The 13,119-nt window shown below is 72.2% G+C and carries 12 protein-coding genes, 1 pseudogene and 1 riboswitch; of the genes and pseudogenes, 6 read left to right on the top strand and 7 right to left on the bottom strand.

The genetic code is table 11. The features are described 5' to 3' along the window. Positions 1 to 192: 192 nt before the first annotated feature. A riboswitch (cyclic di-AMP (ydaO/yuaA leader) is annotated at positions 193 to 365 on the top strand. Between the two features lie 7 nt (positions 366 to 372). Both ACFC8N_RS29160 and ACFC8N_RS29155 read left to right on the top strand, forming a co-directional pair. After that, positions 373 to 1,572 (top strand): NlpC/P60 family protein, encoded by a 1,200-nt coding sequence (locus ACFC8N_RS29160; RefSeq protein ID WP_376291069.1) that lies wholly within the window; start codon positions 373 to 375, stop codon positions 1,570 to 1,572. A gap of 88 nt (positions 1,573 to 1,660) precedes the next feature. Further along, positions 1,661 to 1,933 (top strand): annotated as a pseudogene (locus ACFC8N_RS29155) (hypothetical protein); the annotation flags it as partial. Here the strand turns inward: ACFC8N_RS29155 and ACFC8N_RS29150 are convergent. Continuing rightward, the gene (locus tag ACFC8N_RS29150; RefSeq protein WP_071370084.1) at positions 1,911 to 2,264 is read right to left on the bottom strand and encodes a hypothetical protein; all 354 of its coding nucleotides are present in this window, start codon (positions 2,262 to 2,264) and stop codon (positions 1,911 to 1,913) included. The pseudogene ACFC8N_RS29155 and the gene ACFC8N_RS29150 sit on opposite strands and share 23 nt — an antisense overlap. Before the next feature lie 475 nt (positions 2,265 to 2,739). Here ACFC8N_RS29150 and ACFC8N_RS29145 point away from each other — a divergent pair, with 475 nt between their 5' ends. Further along, complete coding sequence (locus ACFC8N_RS29145) at positions 2,740 to 3,801, top strand: NlpC/P60 family protein (protein ID WP_376291068.1); 1,062 nt, start codon at positions 2,740 to 2,742, stop codon at positions 3,799 to 3,801. Between the two features lie 34 nt (positions 3,802 to 3,835). On the opposite strand, the gene ACFC8N_RS29140 is transcribed toward ACFC8N_RS29145, so the two are convergent. Both ACFC8N_RS29140 and ACFC8N_RS29135 read right to left on the bottom strand, forming a co-directional pair. Then, positions 3,836 to 4,546: a response regulator transcription factor gene (locus ACFC8N_RS29140; RefSeq protein WP_356033417.1), complete on the bottom strand. Its 711-nt coding sequence runs from the start codon at positions 4,544 to 4,546 to the stop codon at positions 3,836 to 3,838. Continuing rightward, positions 4,543 to 5,829, bottom strand: a complete 1,287-nt coding sequence (locus ACFC8N_RS29135) for a PspC domain-containing protein (protein WP_362818189.1) — start codon at positions 5,827 to 5,829, stop codon at positions 4,543 to 4,545. The genes ACFC8N_RS29140 and ACFC8N_RS29135 overlap by 4 nt, the downstream gene beginning before the upstream one ends. Positions 5,830 to 6,040: 211 nt before the next feature. Here ACFC8N_RS29135 and ACFC8N_RS29130 point away from each other — a divergent pair, with 211 nt between their 5' ends. Together ACFC8N_RS29130 and ACFC8N_RS29125 are read left to right on the top strand one after the other, a co-directional pair. Then, on the top strand, positions 6,041 to 7,486 hold the full coding sequence (locus ACFC8N_RS29130) for a PspC domain-containing protein (RefSeq protein ID WP_376291065.1): 1,446 nt from the start codon (positions 6,041 to 6,043) through the stop codon (positions 7,484 to 7,486). Beyond that, on the top strand, positions 7,473 to 7,682 hold the full coding sequence (locus ACFC8N_RS29125) for a hypothetical protein (RefSeq protein ID WP_356033425.1): 210 nt from the start codon (positions 7,473 to 7,475) through the stop codon (positions 7,680 to 7,682). Before ACFC8N_RS29130 ends, ACFC8N_RS29125 begins: the two co-directional genes overlap by 14 nt. Before the next feature lie 22 nt (positions 7,683 to 7,704). Here the strand turns inward: ACFC8N_RS29125 and ACFC8N_RS29120 are convergent, their stop codons facing one another. The 3 genes from ACFC8N_RS29120 to ACFC8N_RS29110 all read right to left on the bottom strand — a co-directional run bounded on the left by ACFC8N_RS29120 (position 7,705) and on the right by ACFC8N_RS29110 (position 10,716). Continuing rightward, positions 7,705 to 8,229, bottom strand: coding sequence for a DoxX family membrane protein (locus ACFC8N_RS29120; RefSeq protein ID WP_376291062.1), 525 nt, complete (start codon positions 8,227 to 8,229; stop codon positions 7,705 to 7,707). Between the two features lie 192 nt (positions 8,230 to 8,421). Continuing rightward, positions 8,422 to 9,702: a hypothetical protein gene (locus ACFC8N_RS29115; RefSeq protein WP_376291060.1), complete on the bottom strand. Its 1,281-nt coding sequence runs from the start codon at positions 9,700 to 9,702 to the stop codon at positions 8,422 to 8,424. Positions 9,703 to 9,921: 219 nt separating this feature from the next. Continuing rightward, the gene (locus tag ACFC8N_RS29110) at positions 9,922 to 10,716 is read right to left on the bottom strand and encodes a class II aldolase/adducin family protein (RefSeq protein ID WP_356033432.1); all 795 of its coding nucleotides are present in this window, start codon (positions 10,714 to 10,716) and stop codon (positions 9,922 to 9,924) included. Positions 10,717 to 10,855: 139 nt separating this feature from the next. Here ACFC8N_RS29110 and ACFC8N_RS29105 point away from each other — a divergent pair, with 139 nt between their 5' ends. Next, complete coding sequence (locus tag ACFC8N_RS29105) at positions 10,856 to 11,329, top strand: pyridoxamine 5'-phosphate oxidase family protein (RefSeq protein ID WP_356033435.1); 474 nt, start codon at positions 10,856 to 10,858, stop codon at positions 11,327 to 11,329. A 20-nt stretch (positions 11,330 to 11,349) separates the two neighbouring features. Here the strand turns inward: ACFC8N_RS29105 and guaA are convergent, their stop codons facing one another. Continuing rightward, a complete protein-coding gene (gene guaA / locus ACFC8N_RS29100) occupies positions 11,350 to 12,930 on the bottom strand; it encodes a glutamine-hydrolyzing GMP synthase (protein ID WP_356033438.1) in 1,581 nt (526 codons plus the stop codon). Positions 12,931 to 13,119: the final 189 nt, after the last annotated feature.

The raw sequence follows: 13,119 nt of genomic DNA, 5'->3' as shown, positions 1-13,119 counted from the left end.
GCCCCACCGACAACCGGTCGCCGTCCCGGGAAGAAGACCGCGCGGGCGAAGGGGCGAACATCCCTTACCCAGCGGAATCACCCGATGACCCGGACGTGATTCCGGTCTCGGATCACGAAAATGTATCGGACATATCACGCACCAACCTTCACACTAGCCACACGAGTTGGCTAGGTTGCGGTCGGGCCGCGTGCGCGGCCCCCGCCGAGTCCGGCCCGTCCCGTACGGGGCACCCGGAGCCGGGGACCCACCGAACCTGGGGTGAATCGGCCGAATCCCGTCCGGGACGACGCCGTAGGGCAACCCTTCCGAACCACCGCCCGAACCCGACAGCTAACCCGGTAGGCGGACCATTGGAAGGAGTCGCCTCCCTTGGCGTCGCACCGCAAGCCGCGCCCCGGCGGGACCACCGCGGCGGGTATACGCACCCCCGCTCTCGCCACCGCCGCCCTCACCTCCATAGCCATGCTGTCCCAGACCGCCGAGGCCGCCCCGGGCACCGACCACAACCGGCCGAGCCTGGAGGAGGTGGAGAAGAAGGTCGACGACCTCTACCGGCAGGCGGAGTCGGCGACCGAGAAGTACGACGCGGCCAAGGAGCGCACCGGCAAGGAGCGCGGCCACGTCGACGCCCTCCGCCAGGAGGTCGCCCGCCGCACCGACAGCCTCAACAAGGCCCGCGAGGAGCTGGGTTCGTTCGCCGCGGCCCAGTACCGCACCGGCGCCGCCGCGCCGAGCACGGCCACCTTCCTGCTGGCGAACGACCCGCAGGACTACTTCGACCAGACCCAGCTGATGAACCGGCTGACCACGCGCGAGAAGAGCGCGGTCGACGCCTACATCGGCGATCAGGCCGCCACGATGAAGAAGCGGCGGGAGGCCGCCGAGAGCCTCCAGACGCTGACCACCTCGCAGCAGGACCTCCAGACGGCCAAGACGACCGTCCAGAAGAAGCTCGCCTCCGCGCGCGAACTGCTCTCGCAACTGACGGCCCAGGAGAAGGCGCGACTCGCGCAGATCGAACAGGCCAAGCAGCAGGAGGCGGCGCGCAAGGCGGCCGAGCTGGCGAAGCAGCAGGCCGCGGCCCGGGCCAAGCAGCAGAGCAGTTCGTCCGGCTCGTCGTCGTCCGGCTCCGGCGGGTCCACGTCCACGGGCTCGACGGGTTCCACCTCTTCGGGGTCCTCGGGATCCTCCGGCTCGTCCGGTTCGTACGACACGAAGGCCGAGAAGGCCCTCGCCTTCGCCCGCGCCCAGATCGGCAAGCCGTACGTGTGGGGCGCCACCGGGCCGGGCTCCTACGACTGCTCGGGCCTGACCCAGGCCGCATGGAAGGCAGCCGGCGTCGCGCTCCCGCGCACCACGTACGACCAGGTGAACGCCGGCACCACGGTCTCCCTGGCGGACGCGCGCCCGGGCGACCTGATCTTCTTCTACGACGACATCAGCCACGTCGGCCTCTACATCGGCAACGGCATGATGATCCACGCCCCCAAGCCGGGCGCCTACGTCCGCGAGGAGTCGGTGTACTACGGCGGAGAATCGATCATCCACAGCGTGGTCCGCCCGGGCTGATCTCCGCACCGGTGCCCACGCGCGCGTACCGGCGTTTCCCGGCCACGCGCGCGTACCGGCTGTTCTCGCGCCTCGGCTCCGCGTCCCGGACCTGGCCTGGTACGTCGTCCTGCCGGCGGCCGAGGCGGCGCGGCCCCGGCCCGGCTACGACGTACGGCGGTGGTCGACGGTGTTCCCGATGGGGATGACGGCGGCTGCGACGCTTTCCGTCGCGGCCGCCGTGCGACTCCCGTGGCTCCGGTGGCCGGGGCGGGTGCTGGTGTGGGTGGCGGTGGCGGCGTGGCTCGCGGTCGGCGCCGGAGCGGTGCGCGCGGCCCGTACGGCGGGAGGGACGGCCGTCAGGTCCACAGGACGGCGATGAAGATGTTCGCCATGGTCAGCAGGCCGACGACGCCGAAGGCACCCTTCTCGACCTTCTCCTCGTCGCGCTTGACGTAGACCAGGCCGAGGATCACGATCAGCAGGGCCAGCTTCAGACCGATCTTGATGGTGTTGATGTGGTGGTCACCGGCCTGGTTGAGGCCGACCAGCACCACTCCGGTGACGAGCATGGTGAGCGCGCCGTGCAGCATCCCGGGGACGAAGCGGGCCGTGCCCTGGCCCATCGCCTTCATCTGGGTGAGGAAACCGCCGAGCAGCGCCGCGATGCCGATGATGTGCAGGCCGACGAAGAGATGGATGAGTACGTCCATGAGGCCGGAGCCTAATCAGGGCGATGCGGTCCCTCGCCACCGGGCCCTGGCACAGCCGTCCGCACCCGGCCGTCCACCGCTGCGGATCTTGCATATATGCGGCCCATAGCACCTCACGCCTCCCGCCTGTTCCGCTTTCCGCGCATCGGTCACCACGCCACGTGAAGGGGACGACTCCGGACCGGCCGCACGATCACGTACGGTCACCTACCGATCTGTCGACGCCAGTTCCGTACACTGCGTTACCTACCCGTCACACTCCGGCCTAGCGTCCTCCCCCAGGTGACCGGCTCCCCATCACCGCCCGGGCCAGGGGCGGCGGCCGGGCACCACCGCCGAGAAGGGTCCGGCGGCGGCCCGTTCCCCCTGTGCGGGCCACCGCCGGACGCAGGCACCGCTGGGCCGGACCGCACGGCCCACGGACCGCTCGGCCGTCGGATCGTGTCGAGTCGCACGGAAGGACGTGACAGTCCAGGTGGCAGCGCACCGCAAGCCCCGGCAACGCCCGATCGGCCCCACGGCCCGGACCGCTGCCACGCTCGCCCTGACGGGCGCGGCCACCGCGACGGGCTTCGGCGGTTCGGCGCACGCCGAGCCCCCGCCGACACCGGCACAGGTGAAGGCCAGGGTGGACGCGCTGTACCAGCAGGCCGAGGCCGCGACCGAGAAGTACGACGGTGCCAAGGAGGCGGCGGACAGCACCCGGCGCAGGCTCAACGCCCTGCGCGACGAGACCGCCCGCAAGCAGGACGGCCTCAACTCGGCCCGGGAGGCGCTCGGTTCGTTCGCCACGGCGCAGTACCGCGCCGGCGGCTTCTCCCCCGCCTGGCAGCTGGCCCTCTCCGACAACCCCGACCGGTACCTGGCCGACGCCGCGTTCGCCGAGCGGGCCGGTGACCAGCAGGCCGCCGCCGTGTCCCGGGTGCGCGAACAGCTGTGGGAGATCGAGCAGTTGCGCGGCGCGGCGCGCGTCCAGCTGACGTCGTTGCGCTCCCGGCAGGCGGAGCTGCGGCGTCAGAAGACGACGATCACCGGCAAACTGGGCGAGGCCCGGCGGCTGCTGGCGCGGCTCACGCCGCGGCAGCGGTCCGCGGTCACCGGCGACGGCGGCACCCGGGGGCGTGCCTCCCGGTCCGCCTCGGACGTCCGGGACGCCCTTGCACAGGCCGGGCCCGCCGCGGCCCCCGACACGCGGGCGGCGGCGGCCGTCGGCTACGCCTACGCCAAGCTCGGCAGCCCCTACGTGTGGGGGGCGACCGGCCCGAACGCCTTCGACTGCTCGGGCCTGGTCCAGGCCGCCTACCGCTCCGCCGGCATCTCCCTGCCCCGCACCACCTACGCCCAGATCGACGCGGGCCGCCGCGTCTCCCGCTCCGAACTGCGGCCCGGGGACCTGGTGTTCTTCTACTCCGGCGTCAGTCACGTCGGCATCTACGTGGGAGGCGGACTGATGATCCACGCCCCCAACCCCTCGGCGCCGGTCCGGCTGGCCCCGATCGACCTGATGCCGTTCGCGGGGGCGACCCGGGTGGTGTGAGGGCGCCCCCCAGGGGTCCCGGAGCCGGTCGGGGTCAGACCAGGCGGCGGGCCGTCGCCCAGCGGGTCAGCTCGTGGCGGTTGGACAGCTGGAGCTTGCGCAGGACCGCCGAGACATGGGACTCGACCGTCTTCACCGAGATGAACAGCTGTTTGGCGATCTCCTTGTAGGCGTAGCCGCGGGCGATCAGCCGCAGCACCTCGCGCTCGCGCTGGGTGAGGCGGTCCAGGTCCTCGTCCACGGGCGGGGCGTCGGTGGAGGCGAAGGCGTCCAGGACGAACCCGGCCAGCCGCGGCGAGAAGACCGCGTCGCCCTCCTGCACCCGGAAGATCGAGGCGACCAGATCGGTGCCCGTGATGGTCTTGGTGACATAGCCTCGGGCGCCGCCGCGGATCACTCCGATCACGTCCTCCGCCGCGTCCGACACGGACAGCGCGAGGAAGCGGACGGGCTGCTCGGCGTCCGCCATCAACGCCGCGCACCGGCGCAGCACTTCGACCCCGCCGCCGCCCGGCAGGTGGACGTCGAGGAGGACCACCTCGGGCCGGGTCGCGGTGATGACCGTGACCGCCTGGTCGACGTCCGCTGCCTCCCCGACCACCTCGACCCCGGTCTCCGCGGTCTGGCCGATCTCGGCCTGGACACCGGCGCGGAACATCCGGTGGTCGTCCACGAGCACGACCCGTACGTGCCGTCCGGCCGCGCCGGCCCCCGTCGTACCGTTCGTCTCGGTCGCGTCGCTCATGACGTCTTCTCCGCCCTCTCCATCTCCAGCTCGACCTCCGTGCCGCCGCCGGGCACCGCCCGCAGCCGGGCCGTGCCGCCGTTGCGCTCCATGCGGCCGATGATCGATTCTCTGACGCCCATCCGGTCGGCGGGTATCGCGTCGGGGTCGAAGCCCGGTCCGCGATCGCGTACGGACACGAAGACCGTCCTCCCCTCGACTTCGGCATAGACCTGTACGGCACCGCCCTCGCCACCGTACTTGGCGGCGTTCACCATCGCCTCGCGCGCGGCCTGCATCTGCGCACGGGTCCTGTCGTCCAGCGGGCAGTCACCGACGACGACCACCTCGATGGGCACACCGTGCTTGTCCTCGACCTCGGCCGCGCTGCGCCGCACCGCCTCGGCGACCGTGTCCGGCTCGTCGGCCTCGTCCTTGCCGGTGCCCTCCGGCTTGTACAGCCAGGTGCGCAGGTCGCGCTCCTGGGCGCGGGCGAGACGGCGCACCTCGCCCGCGTTGTCCGCGTTGCGCTGGATCAGGGTGAGGGTGTGCAGCACGGAGTCGTGGACGTGCGCGGCGACCTCGGCGCGCTCCTGGGCGCGGATGCGCATCAGGCGCTCCTCCGACAGGTCCTGGGTCATGCGCACCAGATAGGGACCTGCGAGCAGCGTGATGCCGACGAGGACGGCGAGCGCCGCCTGGAGGACCGCGCCGAGGTGGGCGGCCGACCCCTGGAGCACGAAGACGGCCGAGACACCGGCCGTGACGAGCAGGACACCGCCGGCTGCGCGCAGCAGCGTCAGTGTGCGGCGCCGGCGGCCGACCTCGACCCAGCGGGCCCGGCGTGCGTTGTCCGCCTGCCTCCACACCAGGGCGACACCGGCCGCGACGAGCACGGCCGGCACCAGATACGCCTTGGCGGCGCTGGTCAGATTGACGCTGCCCACGAACACCATGGACACGGCGACCATGAGGAGCAGCGCGACGATCTGGCCCTTGTCCGGTCTGCGGGCCACGAGTCTGCGGCGGCCGCCCGGCGCGGTCTCCGCGGCGACCGGCGGCTTGTGACCTCCGACGCCGCCGACGCCGAGGGGGACGAAGAACCAGAAGGCCGCGTACAGCAGCGCGCCGAGGCCGTTGGCCATGAACAGGCCGACGAAGACGAGCCGCACCCAGATGACGGGCAGCCCGAGATGCCCGGCGAGGCCCCGCGCCACTCCGCCGAGCCAGCGTCCGTCGCTGCTGCGGTAGAGCTTGCGCGGCGGCCGCGGGTCGTCGACTGGCAGGCTTGCGGCTTCCGGCATGCCAACGATGGTCACATGACCGGCGGGGCCAGGCATCAGGGTCGGCCCCCGAGACGCCCCTGATCTTCGGCGGAACCCGGTCGGGGAGCGCCGGGCGAGTAGGGTCCGGTGCCGGTCGAACGGCTCCCCGCCCCTTCTCAGGGCCGAATTCAGGGTTCGCCCAGGGTCGTCCCGACTGCCGTCGCGACGGCCGGGCCGTCACCATGGACGCATGACGGATCACGAGCACGCCGCGACGGGTCCGGGACCCGGCCCCGGCCCGCGCCCGGCCCCGGGCACCGGACCGACGGATGCCGGGCCCGCCGCGACACGGAAGACGGGAGCGGCCGGCCCCGGCACCGACACCCCCGCCGGGGAAGAGGAGCAGGAGCAGCAGGCCGTCACGGCCTTCGACCGGTTCCGGCGCGACCGCCGGCACAAGATGATCGCGGGCGTGTGCGCGGGCCTGGGCCGGCGGACGGACATGGACCCGGTGATCTTCCGGATCACGCTGGCCGTGCTGTCCGCGACCGGCGGCATCGGCCTGATCTTCTACGGCTTCGTCTGGCTCCTCGTGCCGTTCGAGGACGAGGAGGAGAACGAGCTGCGCAAGCTCCTGACCGGCCGGGTCGACGGGCAGGCGCTCGCCGCCGTGCTGTTCGCCCTGGTCGGCTGCGGGATCTTCCTGACCCTGCTGCGAAACGGCGGGGTGCTGACCTTCGCCGCGGTGCTCTCTCTCCTGCTGGCGGGCGCCGGGTACTGGTCGCGGCGCCGCGGCGGTGCCGACCCCGACCCCCTCGCCGCGCAGGCCGCCGCCGACGCCCCGCCGGAGGCCCAGGCGCCGCCGGTCGTCACCACCTATCCGTCCTGGTGGCGGGACCCGATCGTCAAGGACGGCACCCATGTCGGCGGCACGGGCTATCTGTGGGGGCCCGGCGACACCCGCGACCGCGACCTGACCTCGGTCGTCGACGTGCGCGTCGCGTTGCCGTGGCCGCACACCGGCTCCATACAGCCGCGGCCGGCCGCGCCCCCGAGACCGCGCGGACCGCGCTGGATCGGCGGCTGGGTGTTCCTGCTCGCCCTGGTGGCGGGCGGCCTGGGCACGGGGCTCACCTGGGACACCCGCCCGCTGGGCACCAGCCTCCAGACCGGTCTCGCCTGCGCGCTGGCGGTCTTCGGCCTGGGCCTCGCGCTCAGCTCCTTCCTGGGGCGCACGGGCGCCGGGACGGTGTTCCTGGCGCTGGTCACGGCGGTGCTGCTCGCCGGGGCGACGGCCATGCCGAAGGACATCACCACCCACTGGAGGGACACCTCCTGGACACCCGCGGCGACGGCACAGGTCCAGCCGCGCTACGACCTCGGCACCGGTCGGGGCACCCTCGACCTGACCCGGGTACGTCCGGCCGAGGGAGAGACGGTCACGACGAACGCCCATGTGGGAGCCGGGCAGCTGCGGGTGATCCTGCCGGCGGCCGGGACCGTGCGGATGGACATCGAGGTGGGAGTCGGCGACATCCGGCTGCCGGGGGACAACAGGAAGGACGTGGACGTGCGGCCACGCAGGCTTCAGAACGTGACACTGGCGCCGGCCAAGGGCGCCGAGAGCGCCGGCACGCTGGACCTCGAACTCGGGGTCGGTGCGGGACAGGTGGAGGTCAGCCGTGCTGCGTCATGAGTTCCAGCCCGGGAGGCTGATCGCCGGGCTCTTCCTCACCGCCGCAGGGGCGGTCTGTGCGGGAGCCGCGGGCGGGCTGTGGAAGACACCGTGGTTCGCGATCGCACCGCTGGTCGTGACCGGGCTGTTCCTGGCCGCTGTGGCAGGGGGCGTGGCCCGGGCGATACGCAGACGGAGCGGCACGGAGGGCGACTGACGGCAGCCGGCCGCCGACCTGCCTACCGGTATCCGCCCTGCCGTCGTCGGGATCGCCAGAGCGCGTCCACGGAGAGGTAGGGGGCGCCGGCCAGGATCAGGGGGAGCCAGGCCATCAGGTAGGCGAGGTCGTTGCCGTAGTAGTAGGGGGTCGTCGCCCAGCTCACGGTCAGCCACAGGCTGAGCGAGATCAGCGCGCCGCCGAGCGCGGCCAGCCGGGCGAGCAGGCCGAGCAGGGTGCCGATGCCGACGGCCAGTTCACCGAAGGCGATGGCGTAGCCGAAGCCGACGGGGCTCTTCAGGGCCAGGTCGATCAGGGCCGGGACGGCGGCGGAGTCGCGGGCCGCGCGCATGATGTCGCCGACCGAGCCGGTGCCGCCGGACTTCATGAAGGCGCTGTCGGTGAGCTTGTCCAGGCCGGCGTAGATGAAGGTGACGCCGAGGAAGACGCGCAGCGGGAGCAGGGCGTAGTGGGCGGCCGTGTCCCGCCAGCCGCGGGGGCCGTTCAGCCGGTTCATGTGCGTGTCCGTGCGCATGCCGTGAGTCATCGTCGCCAGCCGCCTCTCGCCCGCCGTCCCACCCCTCACTCGACGATACGTACGACAGTCAGGGCCGGTTCAATCCCCTCCCGGAGGTTTTTCCGGAATTCGGGTGCTTGTGCGAAGCGGGCATGTGAAAGCGCGAAAGGACGAAAGGAAGGGAGGAAGGAAGACATGACGGTGACGCGGCAGCGGTCCGGGTCACTCCGTCACCCGGACCGTGTACCGGTTGGTCGCCACCCCGGCCGCGGTGACCACCTGGACCTCCACCGAGCCCGGCTCGACCTCGACCGGTACGGGGACGGTCAGGACGGTGTCGGTGGGGTTGCGGAAGCCACCCGTGACGGGAATCAGAGGGACGTGCACGTCGACGGTGCCGATGCGGACCACCATCCGGGAGAGCCGGTCGGCGGTCCGGGCACCGGGCGGGACGAAGCCCGCGCCGCGGATCTCGATGTCGTCGCCGGTGCGGATCGGCCCGTCCAGGTCGCCCGGTTCGCGGGCGCGGACCACGGAGAGGACGACCGGGCGGCCGCCCTCGGCGTACTTGCCGGCCAGGTAGGTGGCGGCCGAGATCAGCACGATCACGGCCAGCCCCCAGGGCAGATCGGGCAGTTGGTCGGGCCGGCGGGCGAGCCGTACGGCGGCGAACACCAGGGCGACGGCGCTGATGACGGCGTACTGGATGTCGCTGAAAGCGCCCCGGCCGGAGTCGTCGGTGAGCAGGTCGGCGGCGCGCGGCCGGTGGGCCGGCACCTTCTGCAGCCGCTGGGCGAGGATGCGCAGCGCCACTACGCGGCGGACCAGGACGGCGATGCCGCACACCACGCCGAGGACGGTCACCACGCCCGTGCCGCGCGCGAGGTCGAGTCCCGAGATCAGCGCGTCGCGTTCGGCGTGGCCGGAGGCGGCGGCGAGCCGGGCGGCCAGCAGCAGCACGGCGTAGCCGACGAACAGCACCCAGGCGGCGGCCACCGTGCGGGAGGTGGACATCCGGTTGTCCTCGCCGATCACCGGGGCGAGCGCTCCGCCGCGGGCGCGGTGGAGCCGGCCGGCGGTGGTCAGGGCGCCGGCGACGACGAGCGCGGCGAGCAGCGCCGCGGTGCGGGCGGTGGTCCAGCCCGCACCGATCGCGGTGAGCGCCTCGCCGAGCAGGAGGGCGACGACGCCGCCCCACACCGCGACCACCGTGAGCAGCCACAGCCCGGCGACCCACGCCTCGCCCTCGGCGCGGCCGCGCTCCGCGACGGCCTCCGCGCGCTGGGTCAGTTCCTCCGACACCCACTGGCGGGACGCCGAGGCCGAGTGCGCCACGCCTGCCGGCAGCCCCTGCCCCGCGGCGAACTCGTCCCGTCGGCGCAGGAACGCGGCGACGGCCCGCCGGTGCCCCTCGCGGGCGCCGTGCGGACAGTCCTCGCAGGTGCAACCGCCCTCGTGGGTCCCGTCGGCACCCGTGTCCTGTCTCGCCTCCTGCACCGCCACGCCGGACGCCCGCCTTCCCCACGACTTGTCGACACGGCCGGCGGCCCCTCGGCAGGCCGTCTCGTCGCCGCACAACTCCCCCGCTTCGTCAGCGAATTGTGCCCTACGGCGAGCCGTCCGGGCTTGTCGGACCGGGTCAGGGCGGGTGAAGTGAGGGCCTGTGTGTTGACTCGGCCGGCGAGGAGTTCGCGTCGGCGAAGGCGGTCGTGCTCGGGGAGTTCAGCTGAGCAGGTCCGGTTCGCTGCGGCTGATGTCCTGCCACAGCGGCTGGTAGTTGATCCAGGCCACGAGGTCGCCGCCGAGCTGTTCGCGGGTGGCGACGGCCAGTTTGTGGTCGATGAGGACCGGGCGGCCGGCCGCCTTCGCCATCAGCTGCACCTGGCAGGAGCGTTCCATGGACAGGAACCACCAGGCGGCCGCGTCCACCGAGTCGCCGACGGTGAGCAGTCCGTGGTTGCGCAGGACGAGCGCCTTGCGGGAGCCGAGGGCGGTGGCGATGCGGCGGCCTTCCTCGGCGTCGACGGTGACGCCGCTGTAGGCGTCGTAGAGCGCCACGTCCTCGTAGAAGGCGCAGCTCTCCTGGGTGATCGGGTCGACCAGCTCGCCGAGCGCGGCGAGGGCGCGGCCGTGCACGGAGTGGCAGTGGGCGACGGCGACGACGTCGGGGCGCGCGGCGTGGACCTGGGCGTGGACGGTGAACGCGGCCTGGTTGACGTGGTAGCGGCCCTCGATGACCTGCCCGTCCTGGTTGGCGAGGACGAGGTCGCTGACGGTGACGTGCTTGAACGGCATGCCGAAGGGGTTCACCCAGAAGCAGTCGGTGAACTCCGGGTCGCGTGCGGTGATGTGGCCCGAGACCCCGTCCTCGAATCCGCTGCGCCCGAAGACCCGCAGGGCCCCGGCGAGTCGCTCCTTGCGGTGCCGGCGTTCGTCCTCCGCCGAGTCGTGCATCGGCGGCATGGCGAAGCGGAGCTGGTCGGTGGGCAGCGGCAGGGGCGAGGTCGGCCCGTGCATAGGTCCTCCAGCGCTGGATTGCGGTCTGGGCCGGAAGTTACCCGCGGTCAGCGCAAAAGGGCAGAGTCGTTTTGTAAAGATGACGTACGCAGCGAATACACGACAGAGGTTGTCCGGTTTACCGGTGAGACTGTCGCGTATGACGTCCGTGAACTGGGAGGCCTTCGCCTCCGCCGAACCCGAACTGGCCCGGATCACCGAGGAGCGCTTCCGCGCCCACCGGCATCATGTGCTCGCCACCGTGCGCAAAGATGGTTCGCCGCGCACCTCCGGGCTGGAGACCGACTTCCGTGGCGGCGAGCTGTGGCTCGGCATGATGGACCGCTCGCTGAAGGCCCTCGACCTGCTGCGCGATCCCCGCTTCGCGCTCCAGGCGAACCCGGGCGAGGGCACGGAGATGGGCGGCGGGGACGTACGGATCTCGGGCCGGGCGTACGAGGTCGAGGGCGAGCGGAAGTCCGGATACGCGAAAGAGGCGGAACCGCCGGAGCCGTTCCACCTCTTCCGTACCGAGCTGACGGAGGTCGTGCGGACCTACGTCGAGGACGAGCGGTATCTCGTCCTCCAGGTCTGGAAGCCCGGTGCGCCCCTGCGCACGGTCAGGCGCGCGTAGGAGCCGTGGGAGTCAGCCGGTCACTCCCACTCGATGGTGCCCGGGGGCTTCGAGGTCACGTCGAGGACGACGCGGTTGACGTCCCGGACCTCGTTGGTGATGCGGGTCGAGATACGGGCGAGGACGTCGTAGGGCAGCCGGGACCAGTCGGCGGTCATGGCGTCCTCGGAGGAGACCGGGCGCAGCACGATCGGGTGACCGTAGGTGCGGCCGTCGCCCTGGACGCCCACGCTGCGGACGTCGGCGAGCAGGACCACCGGGCACTGCCAGATGTCACGGTCCAGGCCGGCCGCGGTCAGCTCCTCGCGGGCGATGGCGTCGGCGTCGCGGAGCAGGTCCAGACGCTCCTTCGTCACCTCGCCGACGATGCGGATGCCGAGACCCGGGCCCGGGAAGGGCTGGCGCTGGACGATCTCGTCCGGCAGGCCCAGCTCCTGGCCGACCATCCGGACCTCGTCCTTGAACAGCTTGCGCAGCGGCTCGATGAGCTGGAACTCAAGGTCCTCGGGGAGGCCGCCGACGTTGTGGTGCGACTTGATGTTGGCGGTGCCGGTGCCGCCGCCGGACTCGACCACGTCCGGGTACAGGGTGCCCTGGACCAGGAACTCCACGGCCGGGCCCGCGTCGGCGATGATCTCGGCCTGCGCCTGCTCGAAGACGCGGATGAACTCCCGGCCGATGATCTTGCGCTTCTCCTCGGGCTCCGAGACGCCCTTGAGCGCGGTCAGGAAGCGCTCCTCGGCGTCGACGACGACCAGCTTGACGCCGGTCGCGGCCACGAAGTCCTTCTCGACCTGCTCGGTCTCGCCCTTGCGCATCAGACCGTGGTCGACGTACACGCAGGTCAGCTGGTCGCCGATGGCGCGCGCGACGAGGGCGGCGGCGACGGCGGAGTCCACGCCGCCGGACAGACCGCAGATCGCACGCTTGTCGCCGACCTGCTCGCGGATCGCGGCGACCTGCTCCTCGATCACGTTGCCGGTGGTCCAGGACGGGGTCAGGCCCGCGCCGCGGTACAGGAAGTGCTCCAGCACCTGCTGGCCGTGCGTGGAGTGCATGACCTCGGGGTGGTACTGGACGCCGTAGAGCTTCTTCTCGTCGTTCTCGAAGGCGGCGACCGGGACGACGTCCGTGGACGCGGTCACGGAGAAGCCCTCGGGGGCGGCGGAGCAGGCGTCGCCGTGCGACATCCACACGTGCTGCTCGGCCGGGGTGCCCTCGAAGAGGGTGGAGGACGTCCGGGAGACGTGCAGGTCGGTGCGGCCGTACTCGCGGGCGCCGGTGTTGTCCACCGTGCCGCCGAGGACCTGCGCCATCAGCTGGAAGCCGTAGCACATGCCGAAGACGGGCACGCCGGCCTCGAAGAGCGCGCGGTCGAGGCGGGGGGCACCCTCCTCGTAGACCGACGAGGGGCCGCCGGAGAGGATGATCGCCGCGGGGTTCTTGGCGAGCATCTCCTGGACCGGCATGGTGCTCGGCACGATCTCGCTGTAGACCCGCGCCTCGCGGACGCGACGGGCGATGAGCTGGGCGTACTGCGCGCCGAAGTCGACGACCAGGACGGTGTCGGGGGCGGCGGCAGCGGTGTTCGCTGATGACACGGGGTGCCTTCTGGTGGTCGGGCGGGGGTCTGTGGTTCCGATTCTAACGGGGCGGGGGTGGGACCTCTTCGGTCAGGCGCCGTGGCATACTGACCGCATGCTCGCGCACTCGACCTTCCTCTTTACCTATGGCAACCGGCCCGCCGGCTGCCATGGTCGTGCTGCTTGAGCTGAGCGAACGCCAAGCGA

The sequence above is a fragment of the Streptomyces sp. NPDC055966 genome (assembly GCF_042269865.1).
In the GTDB taxonomy this organism is placed as follows: domain Bacteria; phylum Actinomycetota; class Actinomycetes; order Streptomycetales; family Streptomycetaceae; genus Streptomyces.
This window is presented reverse-complemented; position numbering and strand designations above follow the sequence as displayed.

Excerpts from the sequence above, each read along its gene's own strand:
- ACFC8N_RS29130 (WP_376291065.1), top strand. The coding sequence starts at position 6,041 with ATGACGGATCACGAGCACGCCGCGACGGGTCCGGGACCCGGCCCCGGC.
- ACFC8N_RS29150 (WP_071370084.1), bottom strand. The coding sequence starts at position 2,264 with ATGGACGTACTCATCCATCTCTTCGTCGGCCTGCACATCATCGGCATC.
- ACFC8N_RS29105 (WP_356033435.1), top strand. The coding sequence starts at position 10,856 with ATGACGTCCGTGAACTGGGAGGCCTTCGCCTCCGCCGAACCCGAACTG.
- ACFC8N_RS29135 (WP_362818189.1), bottom strand. The coding sequence starts at position 5,829 with ATGCCGGAAGCCGCAAGCCTGCCAGTCGACGACCCGCGGCCGCCGCGC.
- ACFC8N_RS29120 (WP_376291062.1), bottom strand. The coding sequence starts at position 8,229 with ATGACTCACGGCATGCGCACGGACACGCACATGAACCGGCTGAACGGC.
- ACFC8N_RS29110 (WP_356033432.1), bottom strand. The coding sequence starts at position 10,716 with ATGCACGGGCCGACCTCGCCCCTGCCGCTGCCCACCGACCAGCTCCGC.
- ACFC8N_RS29140 (WP_356033417.1), bottom strand. The coding sequence starts at position 4,546 with ATGAGCGACGCGACCGAGACGAACGGTACGACGGGGGCCGGCGCGGCC.